Source organism: Streptomyces sp. NPDC007945 (assembly GCF_042958885.1).
GTDB lineage: Bacteria > Actinomycetota > Actinomycetes > Streptomycetales > Streptomycetaceae > Streptomyces.
In genome coordinates this window covers 545,461-561,860 of sequence record NZ_JBIBJV010000004.1, presented here as the reverse complement: position 1 = coordinate 561,860, position 16,400 = coordinate 545,461, and the positions used below count along the sequence as shown (strand labels likewise).

13 protein-coding genes are annotated in these 16,400 nt (G+C 73.0%); 8 read left to right on the top strand and 5 right to left on the bottom strand.

The features are described from left to right. Positions 1-134: 134 nt before the first annotated feature. The 4 genes from ACFZCF_RS16655 to ACFZCF_RS16640 all read right to left on the bottom strand — a co-directional run bounded on the left by ACFZCF_RS16655 (position 135) and on the right by ACFZCF_RS16640 (position 5,846). Positions 135-425 carry an acyl carrier protein gene (locus ACFZCF_RS16655; RefSeq protein ID WP_388449293.1) on the bottom strand — a complete coding sequence of 97 codons (291 nt, stop codon included), beginning with the start codon at positions 423-425 and terminating at the stop codon, positions 135-137. 247 nt (positions 426-672) lie between these two features. Further along, positions 673-2,469 carry an AMP-binding protein gene (locus ACFZCF_RS16650; protein WP_391287020.1) on the bottom strand — a complete coding sequence of 599 codons (1,797 nt, stop codon included), beginning with the start codon at positions 2,467-2,469 and terminating at the stop codon, positions 673-675. Between the two features lie 845 nt (positions 2,470-3,314). Continuing rightward, the gene (locus tag ACFZCF_RS16645) at positions 3,315-4,718 is read right to left on the bottom strand and encodes an erythromycin esterase family protein (RefSeq protein WP_391287019.1); all 1,404 of its coding nucleotides are present in this window, start codon (positions 4,716-4,718) and stop codon (positions 3,315-3,317) included. Between the two features lie 219 nt (positions 4,719-4,937). Beyond that, positions 4,938-5,846, bottom strand: coding sequence for a LuxR family transcriptional regulator (locus tag ACFZCF_RS16640; RefSeq protein WP_391287018.1), 909 nt, complete (start codon positions 5,844-5,846; stop codon positions 4,938-4,940). Positions 5,847-6,156: 310 nt separating this feature from the next. Here ACFZCF_RS16640 and ACFZCF_RS16635 point away from each other — a divergent pair, with 310 nt between their 5' ends. Next, the gene (locus ACFZCF_RS16635) at positions 6,157-7,083 is read left to right on the top strand and encodes an aldo/keto reductase (RefSeq protein ID WP_388449297.1); all 927 of its coding nucleotides are present in this window, start codon (positions 6,157-6,159) and stop codon (positions 7,081-7,083) included. 3 nt (positions 7,084-7,086) lie between these two features. On the opposite strand, the gene ACFZCF_RS16630 is transcribed toward ACFZCF_RS16635, so the two are convergent. Beyond that, on the bottom strand, positions 7,087-8,250 hold the full coding sequence (locus ACFZCF_RS16630) for an endonuclease/exonuclease/phosphatase family protein (protein WP_391287017.1): 1,164 nt from the start codon (positions 8,248-8,250) through the stop codon (positions 7,087-7,089). A 123-nt stretch (positions 8,251-8,373) separates the two neighbouring features. On the opposite strand from ACFZCF_RS16630, the gene ACFZCF_RS16625 reads away from it, so the two are divergent. Genes ACFZCF_RS16625 through ACFZCF_RS16595 form a run of 7 tightly spaced genes read left to right on the top strand, consistent with a single transcriptional unit; the run spans position 8,374 to position 16,251 of the window. Beyond that, positions 8,374-9,405: a glycosyltransferase gene (locus tag ACFZCF_RS16625; RefSeq protein ID WP_391287016.1), complete on the top strand. Its 1,032-nt coding sequence runs from the start codon at positions 8,374-8,376 to the stop codon at positions 9,403-9,405. Then, the gene (locus ACFZCF_RS16620) at positions 9,405-10,526 is read left to right on the top strand and encodes a lysylphosphatidylglycerol synthase domain-containing protein (RefSeq protein ID WP_391287100.1); all 1,122 of its coding nucleotides are present in this window, start codon (positions 9,405-9,407) and stop codon (positions 10,524-10,526) included. The genes ACFZCF_RS16625 and ACFZCF_RS16620 overlap by 1 nt, the downstream gene beginning before the upstream one ends. Beyond that, positions 10,513-11,913 (top strand): aminotransferase class III-fold pyridoxal phosphate-dependent enzyme, encoded by a 1,401-nt coding sequence (locus ACFZCF_RS16615; protein ID WP_391287015.1) that lies wholly within the window; start codon positions 10,513-10,515, stop codon positions 11,911-11,913. Before ACFZCF_RS16620 ends, ACFZCF_RS16615 begins: the two co-directional genes overlap by 14 nt. Then, positions 11,907-12,929, top strand: coding sequence for an NAD-dependent epimerase/dehydratase family protein (locus ACFZCF_RS16610; RefSeq protein ID WP_391287014.1), 1,023 nt, complete (start codon positions 11,907-11,909; stop codon positions 12,927-12,929). The genes ACFZCF_RS16615 and ACFZCF_RS16610 overlap by 7 nt, the downstream gene beginning before the upstream one ends. 12 nt (positions 12,930-12,941) lie before the next feature. After that, positions 12,942-13,964 carry a UbiA family prenyltransferase gene (locus ACFZCF_RS16605; protein WP_391287013.1) on the top strand — a complete coding sequence of 341 codons (1,023 nt, stop codon included), beginning with the start codon at positions 12,942-12,944 and terminating at the stop codon, positions 13,962-13,964. 47 nt (positions 13,965-14,011) lie between these two features. Next, positions 14,012-15,022, top strand: coding sequence for a glycosyltransferase family 2 protein (locus tag ACFZCF_RS16600; RefSeq protein WP_388449304.1), 1,011 nt, complete (start codon positions 14,012-14,014; stop codon positions 15,020-15,022). Continuing rightward, a complete protein-coding gene (locus ACFZCF_RS16595) occupies positions 15,019-16,251 on the top strand; it encodes an endonuclease/exonuclease/phosphatase family protein (protein WP_391287012.1) in 1,233 nt (410 codons plus the stop codon). The genes ACFZCF_RS16600 and ACFZCF_RS16595 overlap by 4 nt, the downstream gene beginning before the upstream one ends. Positions 16,252-16,400: the final 149 nt, after the last annotated feature.

Here is a 16,400-nt window from a genome sequence, read left to right as displayed (position 1 = left end):
ACGGTGTGCCGGGGACTCCAACATGCTTCTCCCGCTCTCGGACTGAAGGGGTGTCGGCGCGCCAGGGCGCGCGGAGGCGTCCGGACGCACGCGTGCCTGGGCACGGTCTGCGCGTGGTACGGGGGCGGCGGCCGTCAGCGCACGGTGCGCGAGGCCAGCCGGGAGGTGAGCCCGTCGATCGTCGGCTCCTGCCAGAGCAGTCCGAGGTCGCATGCGACGGACAGCTGCTCCTCCACCATGCCGCACAGGGCGGTGCCGGTGACGGAGGTCATCCCGTAGTCGGTGAGGGGGACGTCCGTGGCGAGGGAGTCCGCGGGGACGCCGAGGCAGTCGGCGGACAGCTCGCGCAGCCGCTGCCGCAGGGCGTCGGGGTCGTGGGGAGCGGCCGGGGAGGGGGAGGGGGACGGGGAGGGGGAGGGGGACATGCGGGGAAAACCTCTGCCTTCGGTGGGCGCGCACGGTCGGTGCTCAGGACGGCGTCGGGGCCGGCGCCGTGGAGCGGGCCGGGACCTCGGCTTCGCCGTGCCCCGGGGTGGGGGCAGCCCGGCGCCGGGAGCGGATCAGGGCGGGGGGACGGTCGCGTGTCAGGGGCGGGGCATGGTCATGGGGGAGGCATGATCATGCGGGAGCGGCGGACATGTGGGGGGCGGGGCGTCTGTGGGGGGGGCGCGGTCATGAGGGGGACGGGAGGGTGCCGTCCCGGTCGCCCGTCTCCCGGAGCGTCTCCAGGAGACGGTGGGCGCCGGGGTCGGCGTGGACCTGGGCGAGCTCCCCGGCGCTGAAGAGCCGGGCGGTCAGGCGGCGTTGGACCTTTCCGCTGCTGGTGCGCGGGATGCAGCCGCGGCGTACCAGCACCACTCCGGCCGGGGCGAGTCCGAACTCGCGGGCGAGCGTGGCCCGGAGGGCCGTCACCAGCGCGGGGCCGTGCTCGGGCCGGACGGAGGGGTTGACCTCGTGGGCGACGACCACGGCCTCGCCCGTTTCGGTGGGGAGGAAGAACGCCGCCCCGGTCGTGCCGAGTTCGGGGTGGCGGGCGCGCAGTTCGTGCTCGATGTCGTGGGGGTAGATGTTGCGGCCGTGCACGATGAGGAGTTCCTTGATGCGGCCGGTGACGTACAGCTCGCCCTCGTACAGGGCGCCGAGGTCGCCGGTGCGCAGCCAGGGCCCGGTGCCGTCCGCGTCCATGACGAAGGTCTCGGCACTCGCCTCGGGTTTCTGCCAGTAGCCGCTGGCGGCGCTCGCACCGCGGACTCTGATCTCGCCGACCCGGTCGCCCCTGACGGGCTTGCCGGTGGCGGGGTCGACGACGCGGATCTCCAGGGCCGGGGGCCGGCCGCAGGAGACGACCTCACGGGAGGGGCGTCCGGCGGCCGCCTCGACGAAGCGGTGGTTCTCCAGTTCCTCGACGTCCACCCGGCGGGTGCGCAGCTCCCCCCCGGACAGGGTCACCAGCAGGGTCGCCTCGGCCAGTCCGTAGCAGGGGGTCGTGGCGTTCGGCGGGAGTCCGGCGGGGGCGAACTCCTTGGTGAAGGCGCGGAGCGTCTCGGCGCGGATGGGCTCGGAGCCGTTGGCCGCCCAGCGCCAGCGCGACAGGTCGAGCCGGTCCGTCTCCTCGGGTTTCACCCGTCGTACGCAGTAGTCGTAGGCGAAGTCGGGCGCCGCCGAGAAGACGAGGCCGAAGCGGTCGATCAGCGTCAGCCACTGGGACGGTCGGCGCAGGAAGGCGCCGCCGCTCATCAGCACGGCGGTTCCGCCGCTGAACAGGGCCGGGCTCAGCAGTCCGAAGAGCCCCATGTCGTGGTACATCGGCAGCCAGCCGCCCAGTCGGGCGCCGGATCCCAGGTCGAAGCCGGTGAGCAAGCTGCGCACGTTGTGGGCGAGCGCGCCGTGGGTGACGACGACGCCCTTGGGGCTGCCGGTGGAGCCGGAGGTGTACTGGAGGACGGCCACGGTGTCGGTCCGGATCTCCGGTTCCCGCCACGTGTCGGGGTCGGCGTCGCCGGGCAGTGCGTCGACGGAGTGGAGGGGCAGTGCGCCCAGGCCCGTGCGGGCCGCCCACTGCCGGACGTCCTCCTCGGTCTCGGAGACGGTGAGGACGGCACCCGCCTCGGAGTCCTTCGCGATGCCGACGACGCGGGCGGCCTCCAGGGAGGTCCCGGTCGGCAGGGGCGCGGGGACGGCGACCATGCCCGCGTAGAGGCATCCGGCGTAGGCCGCCGCGAACTCGGCGGACTGCGGGAAGAGCAGCAGGACGCGCGCGCCCGCGCCCAGGCCGGCCGTGCGCAGGAGGACGGCGACGCGGCGGGCGGTCTCGTCGAGCCAGGCGTAGTTCCGCAACGCCTCTTCGCCTTCGCGGTCCGGATCCCGGACGAGGCCGACGGCCTTGCGTTCGGGGTGGGCCTCGGCCGTCGCGGAGATCGCGGCCACCAGGTGGGGGCCGGCCAGCGGGTTCACCGAAGGACTGCTCACAGCAGCGGCCCTCGTCTCCCGCCGGCACGCGGCCTCGGGGCCGCGGCGGCCGGCGCGCAGGACGCGCTCCCGTGGTCTCGGGCCACCAGGCCGGCGGGGCCGCCACCGCGGACGGCCAAGAGGCGCGGCGGCACTTTCCGGTACGCCGACCGAACGGCTAAGGAGTACGGATCTCCGTGGTCGTACACTCTCTGCTGACCCCCGTGAAGCGGCGGATTTTACAGGTCGTACGCACGCGCTGATCCTCAGGAAAAACCGTGTGACCCGATTCCCCCATCCGGGGAATCGGACTGTCCGGCACCACCATACAGGGCTGATCCTTTTTTGTGATCAGGATCGCGCTTTTTTACTCGAAGTCCTCTGCGGAGCCCTCTGCGGAACGAATGGAAAAGTCATCCCGCCCAGCAAATACCGGCCCAGCGCACAGCAGGCCGCATACCGCGCGGGCACGAAACGGCGACGACTGCACCGTAGGCCACGGTAACGACCCCTTTGTCCGCTTTCCTTCACCATGCCGCCCCGGAGGACGCGCCAGGAAACCGTATACACGGCTTCCATCCCGCCACAAGAGTGCATCGAAGAAAGGCCCTCTTGACAGGAGGGCCTTTCTCCTTCACCGGTACACTGCGGCAAATTCCGCCGGGCAGCGGGGTATTCTGGACATACTGGATCAATCCTTGGGAACGACCACCGCGATTCCGTACCGGGGCCGGGAAGACGCGGAGCGCATTCGACGCCCGAACGCTTCCGAATTGCTTCATCAGCAGGAAATGCCCAGTTCAACCCGGACCGGCGGCGGAAAAGGGATAATGCCTCCCGCCCCGCCCGCGCCCGTCCGGCGCTACTTACGAGAGCAGACGGGCCGCTTCCACCTGCTGGAGGTGGATCAGGACGTCGTACGACCGGGCGAGCCCGATCCTCGGGGCGTCGGCGATCCCGGGGTAGGTGGCGCCGATGTTCTTGACGGTGCGCGGCGCGGCGAGCCAGGAACGGGCCGCCTCCGGGGCGCTGCGCAGGTCCACCGCGAAGTCGCGGAACCGTACCCGGTCGAGGGTGTGCTCGGCGGAGTCGGGCGCGGACCGGCCGACGGTGAAGCGGTGGACGTCGCCGTCCCGGCCGAAGGCGTTGAACGAGCCGCGGTCGAAGGTGAGGCCGACGCTCAGGTAGGCGTGGCCCAGCCGCTCCCGGAGGAACTCGCCCTGGACCTTCGGATAGGTGCCGGGGACGGGGGTCCGCAGGGCGATGTGACTGTTGTGGGCGGCGAGGAGGATCTTGTCGCCGGTCCGCCGCTGCCACCAGGCGACGTTCTCCGCCATGGTCCGGTCGCGGTGGAGCATGGCGTCGGGGATCCGCTCGGGGTCGTCCCAGTCGAACGCGTACAGCGTGGTCATCTGGTGGATGGCCGTGGCGTGCTGGACGGCCCAGGCGTGCGCGTCGGCGTCGGCGGCCCCGCCGGGCCGCCGCTTGAGCAGTTCCAGTGCCCGGGCGGTCCGTCCGGCGAGCTCCTCGCGTTCGGCCAGCGGCTTCGACAGGTAGTCGTCGACGTACGTCTCGGCGTCGGTGGTGGGCCGCAGGCCGCGGTACAGGTCGGCGAGCCGGGGGGCGAGGTCGGGGCGGGCCGCGGCCGCGTAGGCGCTCACCCTGTCGTACAGCTCGGCGCCGGCGAACCCTCCGTCGTCGCCGACGAAGCGGACCGGGTCCTCCGGGTGCCGGACGTTGTACGCGCGCATCCACTGGAGCAGATCCCGGTACTCGGCGTTGTTCCACCACCGGTAGGTGCCCTGGAACTCCTCGTCCATGATCTGCCTCAAGTCGCCCTCGCCGCGCAGGAGGTAGGCGTCGAGCCGCAGTCCGGTGCTCCACGGGGCTTCGAGGGCGAAGGCCCGGAAGCCCTTCTCCTCGACCAGGTACCGCAGGAGCCGGTGCTTGAGGGTGAGGAACTCGTGCGAGCTGTGGGTGGCCTCGCCCACGCCCACCACCTCGGCGTCGCCGACCATCCGGCCGAACGCGCGGAGGTCGGACAGGCCGCCGTGGGACTCGGTGGTGCGCAGCGGGTGGGCCACCCGGCCGAGGGCCGCCTCCGGGGAGCGGAAGGTCTCGGCCGCGGCCCCCCGCGGTCCGGCGGGCACGGCGGCGCCGGTGGAGACGGATACGGCGGGCGGGGCGGCGGCGGAGGCGGCCGGGGCGACGACCAGGGTGGCACCGAGCGGGACCATCAGGGCGGCGAGCAGGATCTTGTGCGTGTTCATGATCCTCACTCTCGCCGGGCGAGGACACCCCGGACCATCCGACGCACCCCCCGACCGGCCCGGGGGTCAGCCCGTCCGTCGACGGGAGGAGGCCTGGGACCCTGCTCCCGGTCGGGAACCGGTCCGCGAGCGGGTTGCCCTGTCCGACTTCAGGGGGTACGGACGCCCTTCGGCCCGCCGCCCGGAGGCCGGACCGCGCGGTCCGCTCCCCTCCATCCGTCAGAGCCAGCCTTCCTTCGTCGCGCGGACGCCTGCTTCGAAGCGGCTCCGGGCGCCGAGGCGGGACATCAGTTCGGAGCTCATGCGGCGGACCGTGCGCAGGGAGACGCCGAGGCGGCGGGCGGCGATGTCGTCGGTGCAGCCGATGCCGAGGAGCATGACGAGTTCGCGCTCCTGGGGGGAGAGGTCGTGGGCGTCGCGGCGGGGGGCCTGGCCGAAGGGGGTGCCGGTCTCCCAGAGGCGGTCGAAGAGGATCGTGAGGGCGTGGACGAGGCCGGGGCTGCGGACCTCCAGGGCGCCGGCCCGGCCGTCGTCGGGGTCGACGGGGACGAGGGCCGACTCCCGGTCGACGATGACCATGAGGAGGGGGACCACCGGCACCGTCCTGACCTCGCCGCCGAGTTCGCAGTGCCAGCGGACGTAGTCGACGGTGGGCTGGTCGTTGCGGAAGCTCTCCTGGTAGATGGAGCGGATCTTGACGCCGCGTTCCAGGGCGAGCTGGTCGAGGGGCTGGCTGGCGTCCATGGTGTCGGGCAGTTGCGCGCCGCCCACCAGGAGGGAGAGGCATTCCTCGCGGGCTCCCATGGCGAGTTCTTCGAGCCGTTGGCGCACGGCGTCCAGGCCCATCACGCGCTCCACCACGTCGTGGGCGGGGCGGGGGCCGGTGCCGTCGGCGTAGCCGGCGAGGATGCCGGCGACCGCGCGCTCGGCCTGGGCCACCTCACGGCGGCGGCGGCTCAGTTCGGCCTCGGCGCGGGCGAGGAGGAAGGAGAAGCTGATCTCGGGACTGAACGGGACGGGGCGGTCCGCGCCGTCGCCCATGGCGACGAGCCGGGCCTCGGCGAGGAGCCCGAGTGCCTCGCGGACCCGTTCCTCCGGCCACGCGAGGCGCGCGGCAAGTTCGGCCACGCCTTCCTCGGGGTGGTCGAGGACGAGTCGGTAGACGGTCTCTTCCGACCGTTGGATTCCCAGCGCCTCCAACAAGGCGTATCCCCCCTGGCAAAGCCCTGTGTACGTCTCGCGTGCGGGGGCATCATAGACCGCCGCACGGGTGAAGGTCTGGACCAATCCAAACTCCTCGGAGTTCGTCAGGTCGAGACGGGTGGTTACCAACAAGGCGGTGCGGAAGGGGAGTTCGTGATCCAGGATGGAGGCGGGTTGGTCTAGTCCAACCCGCTCGATCCGTTGTCCGCCGCTCCATCGAAAAGGACCGCACCCCATGGCGATCCCGCAGCGCACCATCGTCCTCGGCGCCCTCCCCTTCGGCACCAGCGTCGACGAGGCCACCTCGTTCGCGATCCTCGACCGCTTCACCGAACTGGGCGGCACCGTCGTCGACACCGCCAACAACTACTCGTACTGGCTCGACGGCGCCACCGGCGACGAGTCCGAGCTCACCGTCGGCCGCTGGCTCGACGCCCGCGGCAACCGCGACTCCGTCGTGCTGTCCACCAAGTGCGGCGCCCGTCCCCGGCCCGGCACGGACGAGTGGGAGGGCCTCTCCGAGAAGGTCGTCAAGACGGCCCTCGACGGCAGCCTGACGCGCCTCGGCACCGACCGCGTCGAGGTCTTCTGGGCCCATGTCGAGGACCGTGCCGTGCCGCTGGAGGAGACGGTCGGTGCGTTCGCCGACCTGGTCGACGAGGGCAAGGCCGGCGAGCTCGGCGCCAGCAACCACGCCGTCTGGCGGGTCGAGCGCGCCCGCGCCCTGGCCGGCGAGCGCCCCCGGTTCACCCACCTGCAGAACCGCCACTCCTATCTGCTGCCCCGCTTCGACAAGGCCCTGCCGTCCACGGCCCACGTCCACGTCACCCGCGAACACCTGGATTACGCCCGTTCCGAGCAGCTGCCCGTCTGGGCCTACAGCTCGCTGCTCTCCGGCGGATACACCCGGCCCGAGGTCGGCATCCCCGACGCGTACGACCACCCGGGCACTCCGCCCCGGCTCGCCGCGCTCGCCGAGACCGCCCGCGAGCTCGGCGCCACCGTCAACCAGGTCGTCCTGGCCTGGCTGCTCGGCGGCGAGCAGCGGATCCTGCCGATCGTCGGCGCCAGCCGCGTCGAACAGATCGAGGAGGTCATGGGGGCACTCACGCTGACCCTCGACCCCGAGCAGCGCCGCCGCCTCGACGAGGCCGGCGCCTGACGGTCACCTCCCGCCCGCCCGCCCCGCCGTCGGGGCCGGGGAGACCAGCAGTTCCTGGCCCCGGTGGTCGGACAGACCGCCGGGGTCCGTCAGCGCGTACCGGTGCACACGCAGCGCCCCGCCCGTGAACGTCCAGTCCAGCCGCCACAGCGGCAGCGGGCCGGGGCCCCAGCTCACCGGCAGCACCTCGTCGGACGCGGTCGCCGCGTCCGCGAGAGCGCCCCGCAGCCCGTCCAGATCGCCCATCGCCGGGGTGGTGTTGAAGTCGCCCGAGACCAGCAGCGGACGCGGGTTCGCGCGGACGTCCGCGAGCAACGCCGCGTAGTGCTCCTTGCGCACCGGATCGGTGTCCCGCACGACCCGGTAGAAGTCCCCGCTCAGCGGGGAGCGCTCGACGTCCAGCTGCACCGGGACGTGCACGTTGTAGAAGGACACCACCGAGCCGGGCAGGGCGATGTCGGTGCGCAGCACCTTGTTCCGCTCGAACCGCTCCCGCCACGGCACCGACCGGTCGTCGGTCGCCTGCCCGGGGCCGACCGCGGGGGTGGCCACCACCGGGAACCGCGAGAGCGTCACCAGCTCGCCGCGCACCACCACCTCGTAGCCGGGGAAGGCAGCGCGCAGGGCGGCCGACCGGTCGATCTCGGTGTGCTTGCCGTCCTCCCGGGCCAGGTACTCCTGGAGCAGGTACACGTCGGCGTCCTTCGCGCGCAGGAAGCGGTGGATGGCGGAGGGGTCGTCGGTGGTGTCCCAGTACAGGGTGTTCCAGGAGAAGACCCGCAGTGCGGTCGCGGGGGCCGGCGCCGGCCCGCCACCGGGCACGAGGGCTCCCCAGTTCACCCCGGCCCGCCCGGCCCCGGCGAGCAGCAGCACCGCGAGGGCGCCGGCGAGCCGCCGGCGCCGCACCCGGTCCCGTACGACGGCGCAGAGCGCGAGCAGCGCGAGCGGCACGGCGAGGAAGGCGAGCGGGGGCACGAGGTCCGGCAGCAGCCACGGCCACCACGCCCCGCTGAGGAACAGGCCCGGCAGGGCGAGCAGGGCCCACCCCGCCGCGGCCGACGCGAGCACGCGGGGGAAGGCCGTCCGAGGGGTCACGGCGGGGTTCACGGCGCGCTCCGGCCCGGGGCTCTCGGCCGGGCGTGCGACCTGGTTCACGGCAGGGTTCACGGCCGGGAACGCTAGCAGCCTCCAAGTCAGCTGATCCGTCCGTGAGTTGACCGTCTCGAACTGCGAGAAGAGGCGATACGGGAACGATACGCGTCCCATACGCCGACCCGGTGTGCTCCTCCCATGACGCAAACCGTGTCGGTCGTCATACCGGCCCACAACTCCGCACGCACCCTCGACGCCTGCCTCCGATCCGTGTTCGCCCAGACCCACCCCGTCCACGAGGTCATCGTCGTCGACGACGGCTCCACGGACGCCACCGCCGACATCGCCCGCCGTCACCCCTGCACCCTCCTCGGCGACGGCACCAACCGAGGCGTCTCCGCCGCCCGCAACACGGGCATCGCCGCCGCGACCGGGGACGTCCTGTTCTTCCTCGACTCCGACGAGGCCCTCACCGCGGGCTCCGTCGAAGCGGCCCTGGAGATCCTCCGCGCCGACCCCGCGTGCGGCTGCGTGCACGGTGTGATCGCCCCCGAGCCGCTCTTCGACGACGGGCCCGTCGAGTGGTACAAGACCCTCCACGCCTATTGGTGGCGGGCGCGCGGCGCGGGCGTCGTCGAGACCGCCTTCTTCGCCCAGGCGGCCGTGCCCCGCGAGGTGTTCGCCCGGCTCGGCGGCTTCGACGAGTCGCTGCGGGACTCCGAGGACCTGGAGTTCAGCGACCGGCTCGCCCCGCACTACCGGATCGTCCTCACCGAGCGGGTGATGGCCCACCACGACGAGGAGCACCGGCTCGGGCCGCTCCTCGCCGAGACGTACCGGCGGGCCCTCCTCCTCGTACCCGCCCTGCGCTCCGCCCGGGCCGGCGGTCGCACCAACCTGACCGCCAACACTCCCGGTTCCGTCCTGGCCGCCGCGTTCCTCCTCGGCTCCCCGGTCGTCGCCGCGCTCCTCGCGCTCCTCGGGACGACCGGCCCCTGGCTCGCGCTGCCGAGCGCCGCGGGCCTGCTCGCCTTCGGCCTCGCGAACGGCCGGCTCATCGGCTTCGCGGCCGGCCGCCGGGGCGCGGCGTTCGCCGCCTTCTTCACCGGCGTCCACCTCGCCTGCCACGCCGCGCTCCTCGCGGGGGCGGCGGTGGGAGCCCTGCGGGGCGGGACGTCCCCGAGCGCGCCCGCGGCCCCGCCCGCCACGGCGGGAGCGGGCGGCCGGTGATGGACCGCATCCGCCGCTGGCTCACCCCCGTCGTGGTGGCGGCCGCCCTCCTCGGCGTCCTCCTCCTCGTCGAGGACCAGGGGGCCGAAGCGGCCAGGGCCTTCGCCCGCGCCGACGCCGTGCCGCTCCTCGTCGCCTCCGTCCTCGCCAACATCGCCGGACTCGTCCTGGCCGTCCACGCCTGGCGCGTCCTCATCTCCGGCGAGCATCCGATCCGGGGGCTGCTCGCCGCCAAGATCTACTTCCTCGGCCAGCTCAGCAAGTACGTGCCCGGCCGCGTCTGGGGCGTCCTCACCCACGTCGCCCACGGCCGCGCGGCCGGCGTTCCCGGCGCCCGGATGACCTCGGCGTACGTGCTCAGCCTCGCCCTCACCCTGCTCACCGGCGCCGCCGTCGGCCTGGCCGCCGCGCCCGCCGCCCTGCCGCAGCACTGGTACTGGCTCTGCCCGCCGGTCCTGGTCCTCCTCGCCGGGGTCGCTCGTCCTTCGGTCCTCACCCGCCCCGTCGCCCGGCTGGCCCGGCTGGTACGCCGCCCCGTCGAGCCGCCGCCGGACACCGCGGTCCGCCGGGCCGTGCTCCTGGCGCTCGCGTCCTGGGGTGCCTCCGGGCTCCACCTGTGGTTCCTGCTGCTCGCGATCGGCGCTCCCCCGTGGCCGGGCCTCGGCGCGGCCGTCGGCGGTTTCGCGCTGGCCACGGTGGTCAGCAGCCTCGCCGTGATCGTCCCCGACGGCTGGGGGGTCCGGGAGCTCACCCTCACCGCCGCCCTCGCCACCGTGCTGCCCGGCGGGCTCGCCGCCGCGGCCGCCCTGGCCAGCCGCCTGGTCTGCGTCCTCGCCGAACTCGGCAGCTCGGCGGTGGTCCTGACCTGGGCCCGGATCCGCGACGCCCGGAACGGCACGCCGCCGGTCCGTACCGCGACGGAGGAGCCCGGACGGGACGTACGGGAACCGCAGGAGGCTCCCGGCCCCGTACCGGCCGGCGCCCCCTCCCGCACCCCGTCGTCCCCCACGCCCGGCGAGAGCGGCGCCCCCGCCGCCGGACCCGCCGGCCTCCCCCACCCCCAGCCCCACCCTTACGCCCTCGCCCTCCCGATCGGAGAGAACGCCCATGTACACCCTTGACGATGCCGAGCGGTTCGACGTCGGTCAGGTCCACGACCTGTACCGCCGCTACGTCAACAAGAGCCAGGTCTCCCTCATGACGTCGTTCGGCTTCGGCCGCGAGCTGGTCCGGAGCGCGGAAGGGGCCTACCTCACCCTCACGGACGGCCGCCGCGTCCTCGACCTCACCGGCGGGGTCGGCGTCCTCAACCACGGCCACAACCACCCGCGCATCCTCGCCGCACGCGAACGCTTCGCCCGCGACAAGCGGATGGAGGTCCACAAGACCTACTTCTCGCCCTACCTCGCCGCCCTCGGCCACAACCTGGCCGAGATCCTCCCCGGCGACCTGAACATGGCGTTCCTGCCCAACTCCGGTGCCGAGGCCGTCGAGGGCGCGGTCAAGCTGGCGTACAAGTACCACAACGGCAAGCGGAACACGGTGCTGCGGGCCGACTGCGCCTTCCACGGCAAGCTGCTCGGCTCCGGCGGCCTCACCGGCCAGGCCCAGTTCGGCTTCCCGACCATCCCCGGCGTCGCCACCTTCCGCTACGGCGACCTCGACTCCGTCCGCCGGTCCGTCGCCACCCACAAGGGCGACGTCTACGCCCTGCTCATCGAGCCGTTCAGCGCCTCCACCATCCAGGAGTGCTCCGAGGAGTTCCTGCGCGGTCTGCGCGAGATCTGCGACCGCGAGAAGATCGTCCTGATCTTCGACGAGATCTACACCGGCTGGGGCAAGACCGGCTCCCTCTTCCACTTCATGCGCTACCCCGGCCTCGTCCCGGACGTCCTCACCACGTCCAAGTCCTTCGGCGGCGGCAAGTCCTCCGTCTCCGCCTACATCGCCCGCGAGCCGGTCTTCCGCAAGGCGTACGACAACCTCGGCGACGCCCTGATGAACTCCACCTCCACCACCTACTACGGCTTCGGCGAGGAGTGCGCCACCGCCCTCGAAGCCGTCAACATCGCCGTCGAGGACGACTACCCGGCCCGGGCCCGGGCCCTCGGAGCCGTACTCGAACCCGGCCTGGAGCGGCTCGCCAAGCAGTACCCCGACGAGATCGGCCGGATCGCCGGCGCCGGTGCCCTCTGGGGCGTCTTCATCGAGGGCGGCCCAAAGATCCTCGACCTGGTCGCCAAGCTCGCCCCCGGCGGCATGGCCCGCGACCCCCGCTTCAAGACCAAGCTCGTGACCTGCGCCGTCATCAACGCGCTCTATCAGGACCACGACATCTACACGTACTACACGCTCAACGGGAACAACCCGCTGATCATCGGCCCCTCCCTCGTCACCGAACCCGAGGAGGCCGAGCGCGTGATCGACGCCCTCGACGACGTCCTCTCCCGCGGCCTCACCGGCCTCGTCGCCCGCTTCATCAAGCAGAAGGTGAGCTCCCAGTGGTGATCACGATCACCGGCGCGGCCGGCATGCTCGGCTCCCGCCTGGCCGAACGACTCCTCGGCGAAGGACACGAGGTCCGCGGGGTCGACCTGCGGTCGGGCCCCGGCGTCGTCCTCACCGGCGACATCCGCGACCGCACCCTGATGGACAAGGCGCTCGACGGCGCCGACGTCCTCGTCCACGCGGCCGCCGCCCTGCCCAGCTACCCCGACGAGCAGATCCGCTCGATCATCGTCGGCGGCACCCGCAACGTCTTCGCCGCCGCCGCGGCCGCCGGCACCCCGCGGGTCGTCCACATCTCCTCGACCGCCGTCTACGGTCTCCCGACGATCGTGCCGACCCCGGAGGAGTACCCGCGCGAGCCGGTCGACACGTACAGCCGGGCCAAGGCCGCCGCCGAGGAGATCGCCGAGGAGTACCGGGCCAAGGGCATGTGCGTGCCGATCCTCCGCCCCAAGACCTTCGTCGGCCCCGGCCGCATGGGCCTCTTCTCGATGCTCTTCGAATGGGCCGAGGAAGGCCGCAACTTCCCCGTGCTCGGCAAGGGGAACGTCAAGATCCAGATGTTCGCCGTCGACGACCTCGTCGACGCCGTCGTCACCGTCATCCACGCCGAGGACGACATCGCCAACGACACCTACAACCTCGCGGCCGCCGAGTTCGGCACCCTCCGCGAGGACTTCCAGGCCGTCCTCGACGCCGCCGGCCACGGCAAGCGGGTCGTCGGCCTGCCCGCCCGCCCCGCGCTCGCCCTGCTCAGCCTCCTCCAGCGGCTGAAGCTGTCCCCGGTGTACGGGCGCCTCCTGCACAAGCTGATGGACGACTCGTACGTCAGCATCGACAAGGCCAAGGCACGCCTCGGCTTCACGCCGCGCCTCTCCAACGCCGAGGCCGTGCTGCGCACCTACGACTGGTGGCGGACCTCCCGGCACACCGCGCCGGCGGCGGGCGCGACCGGACGCACCAGCCGAGACCCGTGGAAGCAGGGGCTGCTGTCCACCGCGAAGATCTTCTTCTGAGGGGCCACCGCCATGAACCAGCTCACCCGCGGCGGCGCGCACCCGCCCGCCGGTCCGGACACCGCGCCCGGCACGCACCCGCCGACGCGCCCGGCGGTGGCCTCCGAGCCGTCCGCCCCGCCGAAGGCCGAGGCGCCGGCAGCCGTACCCGAGCCCTCCCCGCCCGATCCAGACGGACGAAGCCGGCGCGGCCTGCCCGCGCCGCTGGCCCTGCTCCGGCCCGGCCAGTGGCCCAAGAACCTGCTGGTCGTCCCGCTCGCGCTGCTCGGAGGCGGCTGGAGCGGGGACGGGGCGGTCCGCGTCGGCCTCGCCCTCTGCGCCTTCATCCTCGCCTCCTCGCTCGTCTACGTCCTCAACGACATCGCGGACGTCGAACGCGACAAGCGGCACCCGGTGAAGCGCCACCGCCCGCTCGCCTCCGGCCGGATGGGCGTCCCGGCGGCCTGGGCGACCGCCGCCGCGCTGGGGGCCTTCCTCGGCCCCCTCCTCCATGTGCTCGGGCCCGGTTCCGCGCTCGTCGTCGGCGCCTACCTCGCCGTGAACGGCGCCTACAGCTGGAAGCTGAAGCACCTGCCGCTCGTCGACGTGTTCATCGTCGCCACCGGCTTCGTGCTGCGCCTCCTCGGCGGATACGAGGCCACCGGCCGGCCCGCGGAGATGTGGCTCGTCCTCACCGTGCTGGCCTTCTGCCTCGTCCTCATCCTGGGCAAGCGCCGCCACGAGCTGAGCGTCTCCGGCACCGGTCACCGCCCCGCCCTCGTCGGCTACTCGGCGCACTTCCTCGACATGGTCCTCGTCCTGTGCTCCGCCCTCGCCGTCGTCGGCTACCTGCTCTACCTGCGCACCGAGTCCGGCTTCGGACCCTACGCCCTGCTCACCGTCGTCTGCGCGCTCCTCGCCCTCTTCCGCTACCTCCAGGTCGTGGTCGTCGACGGCGGAGGCGGCGAGCCGGTGAGGACGCTGCTGCGCGACCGCGTGATGCTCGCCAACTCCGCCGCCTGGGGGCTCCTCCTCCTGCCCCAGCTCGCCGCCTGACCCCGCCGCCTCCCCCCATGTCCGTCCCGAACCGTCGAGGAGTCCCGATGTCCGCACCCCTCGTGTCCGTCGTCGTCCCCATGTACAACGACCGCCGCACGGTCGACCTCTGCCTGCGCTCCGTCCTCGCGCAGACCCACCCGAACCTCGAAGTGATCGTCGTCGACGACGCCAGCACCGACGGCTGCGCCGAGATCGCCGCCCGGCACCCGGTCCGGCTCGTCCGCGTCACCGAGAACGGCGGTCCCGGCGCCTCTCGCAACGAGGGCGTCCGCCGGGCCCGCGGGGAGATCGTCTTCTTCCTGGACGCCGACCTCACCATGCATCCCGAAGCGGTGGCGGAGGCCGTCGCGCTCTTCCGGGAACATCCCGAGTACGGGGCCGTGTTCGGCGTCCCCGACAAGGAACCGCTCTTCCCCGAACCGCTCGTCGGGCAGTACCGCATCCTCCAGTACCACTACTGGCGCAAGAGCGCCGAGGGCGATGTCAGCGGCGGCTTCTACGCGCTCGGCGCGGTCCGCAGATCGGCCTTCATGGAGGCCGGCTGGTTCAACACGGCCCTGCGCCAGACGGAGGAGATCGACCACGCGGAGCGGCTCGCCGCCCGGTGGCCCATGCTGCTGACCTCACGGATACGCGGCCGTCTCTCCGACGAGAGCCGGATGCGCCCCCTGCTGCGCAAGGCCTTCGTCCGCAGCCGGCTGCGGGTGCCGTTCTACTTCGACCGGGGCCGGGCCATGCAGGGCATGGAGACCGGCGGCCGAGCCGTCGCCTCCGCCCTCGGCGGGCTCGCCGTCGCGGCCCTGCCGTTCGCGGCGGCCTGGCCGACGGCCGCCCTGCCGGTGTCGGCGCTGGCCCTCGCGGGCTCCGTCCTCGCGGACCTCGGCCAGTACCGCTTCGTCGCGAAGGAACGCGGCCTCGCCTTCACGGCCTTCTTCACCGGCGCCCACCTGCTGGTGAACAGCGCCGTGGTCGCCGGGCTCGCCACCGGCCTCACCCAGTACGCGGCCAGCGGCCGGTTCCGCCGCATGTACCGGCCGGCCGAGGCGGCGGCATGAGCACCGCGCCTCCCCCGGTCCGTGCGTCCACCGCGGTGCCCACGGACGCCGGCGGCGAACGGACGCCCGACCCCGCCGGCGGGCCCGCCCCGAGCGCCGCCCGGCGGATCACCCGCGGCCTGCGGCTCTGGTACGGGCGGGCCGTCGTGGCCGCCGCCCTGGTGTGGCTGGTCTACGCCGTGGTGCGGTGGCTGGTCAGCGGACGCTGGCACTGGTCGCTCATCCTCGACGTCGTCCCGCCGCTCTTCCTGGTCGGCGTCCCCCTCCTGCTGCTCGTCGCCGCCGCCGCGGCCTGCGGGCGGCGGCGCCCGGTCGCCGCCGCCGTCTCCGGCACGGCCCTCGCGCTGGCCCTGGCCACCGGCCCCGGGATCAACTGGCCCGCGCTGTGGCGTGAGCCGGGCCCGGTGCCGGCCGACGCGCTGCGGGTCGTCTCCCTCAACACCCAGTACTGGGCGATGGCGACCGACTCCGACCGGCTGCTGGCCCTCCTCCGCTCCCGCGACGCGGACGTCTACCTCCTCCAGGAGCACGTCGGCTGGACCCCGGGCCTCGGCGAGGACGGGTACTGGCCGCTGGACGACGACGCCGAACTGCGCCGCGCCTTCCCCGGCTACCACATCGCCCGCCGCGGGGAGCTCCTGACGGTCTCCCGGTTCCCGATCGTCGGACGGTACCCGGTGGGTCCCGGACCGGCGCTCGCCTTCGGCGAGGAACCCGACTTCGGGCAGGTCTTCGCCCGCGAGAAGGTTATGCGCACCGACGTGGCCGTCGCCGGCAGGACCCTGAGCCTGTACAACGTCCACATCACCGTGCCGCTCGCCCTCGACAACCTGAACCTCCTCTCGGACTTCGACCACGACCGCTACCTGCGGCGCAAGCACGCATGGCGGCAGGCGGAGTTCGCCGGCCTGGAGAAGGACGTGGCCGCGAACGGCAACCCGGTGCTGATCGCCGGGGACTTCAACGCCACGGACGCGATGCGCTCGCTCGACGGGCTGCGGGAGGTGGCCGAGGACGCCACCCCCGCGAACCCCGAACTCCTGCCGCTGAGCTGGAAGTTCGCCTCCCTCGGGGAATTCGGCGAGGACGCGCTGTTCAACCGCGACCTGCCGTTCTTCCGGATGGACTGGGCCTTCACCAAGGGCGGCACGACCGTGCACCGCTACGACTTCCTGCCGACGGAGGGAATCTCGGAACACCGCATGCAGGAGCTCCGCATCACCCTGTGAGTTGTGTGCATCGTGAAGTTGCAGGTCACGGGGCTGGTGTGCATGGGCTTCGGGGTGCTCGTGCCATGGCATGTGTGCTTGCCGGGAGTAGTTCTTCCGGTTCTCGGCTCCGGACCATCGGCGGTTCGAAGCAGCCTCCGGGTGCGGAC